The 5,229-nt window shown below is 62.8% G+C and carries 5 protein-coding genes; 2 read left to right on the forward strand and 3 right to left on the reverse strand.

Translation table 11 applies throughout. From position 1 onward, the window contains the following. Positions 1–1,518, forward strand: a 1,518-nt coding sequence (locus NKH19_RS32865) for an oxidoreductase (protein ID WP_352983851.1), incomplete at its 5' end; no start/stop codon positions are given. Positions 1,519–1,526: 8 nt separating this feature from the next. After that, positions 1,527–2,003 (forward strand): Lrp/AsnC family transcriptional regulator, encoded by a 477-nt coding sequence (locus NKH19_RS32870; protein ID WP_352863623.1) that lies wholly within the window; start codon positions 1,527–1,529, stop codon positions 2,001–2,003. A gap of 39 nt (positions 2,004–2,042) precedes the next feature. Here the strand turns inward: NKH19_RS32870 and NKH19_RS32875 are convergent, their stop codons facing one another. The 3 genes from NKH19_RS32875 to NKH19_RS32885 all read right to left on the reverse strand — a co-directional run. Continuing rightward, entirely contained in the window at positions 2,043–3,698 is a 1,656-nt protein-coding gene (locus NKH19_RS32875; protein WP_352983853.1) for an ABC transporter ATP-binding protein, read from the reverse strand. Then, positions 3,695–4,540: an ABC transporter permease gene (locus NKH19_RS32880; RefSeq protein ID WP_352863619.1), complete on the reverse strand. Its 846-nt coding sequence runs from the start codon at positions 4,538–4,540 to the stop codon at positions 3,695–3,697. Before NKH19_RS32880 ends, NKH19_RS32875 begins: the two co-directional genes overlap by 4 nt. Positions 4,541–4,542: 2 nt before the next feature. Beyond that, a partial coding sequence (locus tag NKH19_RS32885) for an ABC transporter permease (RefSeq protein WP_352983855.1) occupies positions 4,543–5,229 on the reverse strand: 687 nt, incomplete at its 5' end.

A 5,229-nucleotide genomic window follows, 5' to 3' on the forward strand; every position in this document is an offset into this window, starting at 1 on the left:
GGGGGGCATCTGATCGGTCAATTCCTCTCGCTCAGAACCAACAGGCGCACGGATGGCTTCGGCGGCTCGCTGGAAAACCGCGCGCGCTTTGGCCTGATGGTTCACGAGGCGATCCGCCGCGCGGTGGGCGACGATTTCGCTGTCGGCATCAGGTTCGTGATCGACGAGGCGGTCGACGACGGGTCGGATTTCGAGGAATGCCTTGCCTTCGCCAGGCTGTTCGAGCGGGAAGGCCATGTCGACTTCTTCAATTGCATCTTTGGCCGCATGGACACCGACCTGTCGCTGGCTGAGCAGAACATGCCCGGCATGTTCAGCCCGAGCGCGCCGTTCTTGCCGCTGGTTGGACAGTTCAAACGGGAAACCAGGCTGCCCGTGATCCACGCCGCAGGCATCCGGGACATAGCGACGGCGCGGCATGCCATCCGCGAGAACCTTGTCGATCTGGTCGGCATGACCCGGGCGCATATTGCCGACCCGCATATCGTCAACAAGGTGATGCGCGGCGAAGAAGAACGCATTCGCCCGTGTGTAGGCGCGTCCTACTGCCTGTACAAGAAGGTGCAATGCATTCACAACCCGGCCAGCGGCCATGAAACGATCATCAGCCATACCATCGTGCGGGCCGAGACGCCGAAACGGGTGGTCGTGGTCGGCGGTGGTCCGGGTGGGATGGAAGCGGCAAGGGTCGCCGCCGAGCGTGGCCACAGAGTGAGCCTGCTCGAAGCCGGAGCACGACTTGGTGGGCAGGTGCTCGTCGCGGCCTCGGCGTCCGATCGCAAGGATCTCATCGGCATAGTCGACTGGCGTACCGACGAACTCGCTCGCCTGGGCGTGGAAGTCCGTCTCAACACCTATGCGGACGCAGAAATCGTCCTTGCCGCGAAACCCGACGCGGTCATCGTCGCCACCGGCGGCGTTCCCGATATGGAAAGGCTGGAGGGCGCCGAACATTGCGACAGCGTCTGGGACGTCCTGACCGGGGTCGTGCCGGCGAAGGACGATGTGCTCATCTACGATGAGACCGGACGCCAGGCCGCAGTTTCCTGCGCCCTGCATCTTGCCCAACATGGGCGGGTGGTCAGCCTGGCCATAGCGGACGACACGATGGCGATCGAAACGCCCTATCCGGACCGGGTGAGTTTCCGCAAACGCGCCTCGGAACGCGGCATCCGGGTCGTCAGCGATGTGCGCCTGGTCAAGGCAGCGCGCCAAGGCAACGGCATCGCCGCCACGTTCCGGCATGAGCTCACCGGTGCGGAAACGGAAATGACGGCAGCCCAACTCATTGTCGAGCGCGGTACGGTGCCCATGGAGGACACCTACCAGGATTTGCGTGCGCGCTCAGCCAACAACGGCGTCACCGACATAGCACTGATGACGGGAACGGAAACTAAGGGAGACAATGGTCCCCAAGCTGCCGGATCATTCGTCTTGCACCGCATTGGAGACGCGGTTGCCAGCAGGGACATCTACTCGTCGATCTATGAGGCCTACCGGCTCTGCTCGCAATTGTAGACGGGGTCATGAAACTCGATCGGATTGACATCAAGATCCTCTACGAGCTGCAGAAGAACGGCCGCATCACAAATGTGGAATTGGCGGAACGGGTCAATCTCTCCCCCAGCCCCTGTCTGATGCGGGTAAAGAAGCTGCATGCCGAAGGCTATATCGTGCGCTATTCGGCGCAGATCGACATCGCAAAGCTGGGGCGGACGCTCACCGTCTTCACGGAAATCACGCTCAAGAACCATCGCCAGATCGACTTCGCGCGTTTCCTTGCCGCCATCGATAAAGTTGATGCGGCGGTCGAATGCCACCGCGTTTCCGCCCGTTATGACTATTTGATGAAATTCGTGGCCGCCGGCATCGGCGAGTACCAGGAGATCATGGAGCGGCTGAGCGACATGGATATCGGCATCGACAAGTATTTCAGCTTCGTGGTGCTGAAATCTCCCATCGTCAAGGCGCACATGCCGTTGCCCAGCCTGTTCCCGATGTAGTCAGAGCGACTCACCGTTTCCGTAAAATGCTGAGCCGCTCTAGCGATGGCCGTACTGGCTGACCAGTTCGGGGTCGCGGACGAGGCCATCGAGCCAGGTCGGGTCAAGCTTCGGCACGGAGGAGAACAGAAGCTTGGAGTAGGGGTGGGTGGGCGCCTGCAGTCTGTCGGGCGTGATCTGCTCCATCCGCTCGCCATTGTACATGACCATGATTTCGTCGCAGATCGCTTCGACGACGGAGAGGTCGTGGCTGATGAAAATGTAGGAAAGGCCCAACTCGCGCTGCAACTCCTTGAGCAGTTCGATCACGGCGGCCGCCACCACCGTGTCGAGCGCCGAAGTGATTTCGTCGCAGATGATCAGCTTGGGGTCGGCCGCCAGAGCGCGCGCGAAATTCACGCGCTGCTTCTGGCCGCCCGAGAGTTCCGACGGGCGCCGGTAGCGCAGCGTCCTGGGCAGGCGAACCATGTCGAGCAGTTCGTCGACGCGCTTCGAGCGCGCCTGCCTGTCGAGTCGGTGATAGAAGGCCAGCGGCCGCGCAATGATGTCCTCCACCGGCTTGGCCGGATTGAGCGCGGTATCGGCATACTGGAACACGATCTGCATCTCGCGCAGCTGGTCCTGGCTGCGCTTCCCTGCGGCGCGCTGCAATTCCTTGCCGTCGAATATGATATCGCCGGCCGCCGCCGGATGGATGCCGGCGATGACGCGCGCGAGCGTCGATTTTCCGCAGCCGGATTCGCCTATGATGCCGAGGTTGCGCCCCTTCTCGACGACTAGGCTTACGGAATCGACAGCGCGGATGAGAGGCAGCCCGTCATCCCGCACCGCGCCATAACCTGCCGTCACATTGTCGATGCGCAGCAACGGCTTCGCGCCGGCATCTGCGTCCGCATGCGCTTGCCTCGGCTTCGGCTCGAAGGCAGCCAGCAGTTCGCGCGTATAGGGGTGCTGGGCGGCCGAAAGAATCTGAGCCGTGGTGCCGGTCTCCTGCACTTCGCCGCCCTTCAGCACCACAATGCGGTCGGCGATCTGGGCGACGACCGCGAGGTCGTGGGACACGTAGACCCCTGCTATTCCGCCCGCCCGCATGACCGACTTGAATGCCTTCAGCACGTCGATCTGCGTCGTCACGTCGAGTGCAGTCGTCGGCTCGTCGAAGATAATCAGCTTGGGATCGCCGATGAGCGCCATGGCCGCCGACAGCCTCTGCAATTGTCCGCCCGAAACCTGGTGCGGATAACGCGCGCCGATTCCTTCCGGATCCGGTAGCGACAAGGCCCGGAACAGCTCGACCGCTCGCTTTCGCGCCTGCTCGGGCGGCATCAGCCTGTGGATGCGCGTAACCTCGATCACCTGCTCCATGATGGTGGACGAGGGGTTGAAGGAGGCGGCGGCACTTTGCGGAACATAGGCAATGTCGGTGCCTCGCAACCTGGCCCGCTGCTTTTCGGAAAGTGCGGCCATGTTCTTGCCGTTGACATTGATCTCACCGCCGGTGATCCGGCAGCCCGGCCGTGCGTGGCCCATGAGTGAGAGCGCCACCGTTGTCTTGCCGGAGCCGCTTTCGCCGATCAGGGCGACGATCTCGCCATCGGCGATGTCGAGGCTGACGCCCTTGATGATTTCGACGACGCGTCCGGCGTCGGTCGTCGCCTCGATCCTCAGGTTCCTGACCTCGACGAGATTGGTCATGCGTCCCTGTCCCTGATCTTCTGCGGCAGGTTGTCGATCAGCAGGTTGACGCTGATGGTGAGGCTGGCGATCGCCAGCGACGGCACGATGACGGCGGGAGCCCCGAAGGGCAGGCCACCTATGTTCTCGCGCACCAGCGCGCCCCAGTCGGCGAGCGGCGGCTGCAGGCCGAGCCCGAGGAAGGACAGGCCGGAGAGCAAGAGCACGATGAAGACGAAGCGCAGACCGAAGTCGGCCAGAACCGGGCGGATGATATTGGGCAGGATCTCGGACCCGATGAGATAGGCGGTGCTTTCGCCGCGCACGCGAGCGACGGTCATGAAGTCCATGGTGTTGACGTTGACGGCGAGCGCCCGCGCGAAGCGGTAGGCGCCCGGAATATAGATGACGGAGAGGGTCATGATCAGCGCCGGGATCGACGAGCCGACCGCGGCGACGACCACAAGACCGAACAGCTTGCTGGGTATCGAGTTCATGGCGTCGAGGAAGCGGCTGAGGCAGGTGTCGAACCAGCCACCGGTGACGGCCGCGACCATCCCCAGCACCACGCCCGAGAAGCAGGCGATAACAACGGCGGCGAGCGATATGCCGACGGTGTAACGCGCGCCCATCAGCACTCGTGAGAGCATATCGCGGCCCAGATAGTCGGAGCCGAGCCATAGCCCCTGACGCATCGGGCCGAAATAATCGTCGTCGACGATGTCGCCGATCGAATGGGGAATAATGGTGGGCGCGAAGATGGCGATCAGCGTCCACGCCACGATGACCAGCGAGGCCACGACGCCCACGAGATTGTAGCTGTGGCCCAGGAAGGACCGTCGGGAAGCTGCCACGCGCGCCATCGTCACCTGAGCCTCGGGTTGGACATGATGGCGATGATGTCGGCGACCGTGATGAGGAGAAGGTAGCCGAGGCAGAAGATCATCGCGCAGCTCTGGATCAGCGGCAGGTCGCGGGTCGCGACCGCATCGACCATCAGCTTGGCGATGCCGGGATAGTTGAAGATCGTCTCCACGATGATGACGCCGCCAACCAGATAGGACAGCGACAACGCAACCGCGTTGACGATCGGCCCGAGCGCATTGGGAAGCGCATGTTTGAGCACCATGCGGCTGCGTGAGGCGCCTTTGAGAAGCGCCATCTCGACATAAGGCGTGGAGAGCGTTTCGATCACCGCGGCGCGGGTCATGCGGATCATCTGGGCGGAGATGACGAAGGTCAGCGTGATCACCGGCATTGCATAGATGCGTACGAGGTCGGTCAGCGAATGCGCCTCGTTGACCGAGGACAGCGCCGGCAGCCATTTGAGGTAAACGGCGAAAAGCAGGACCGCGAGGGTCGCGACCATGAATTCCGGCACGGAGATGATGCCGATCGAAAGAATGGTGACGGTGCGGTCGTAGAGAGAACCGCGCAACGTGGCGGCGGTGATGCCGAGCGTCAGCGCCAGCGGCACCGAAAGCAGTGTGGTGATGCCGGCCAGCTTCATGGTGTTGACGAAGCGCCCGCCGATCAGCGCCGCGACCGGCAT

The sequence above is a fragment of the Mesorhizobium sp. M1338 genome (genome assembly GCF_040318045.1).
Classification (GTDB): Bacteria; Pseudomonadota; Alphaproteobacteria; order Rhizobiales; family Rhizobiaceae; genus Mesorhizobium.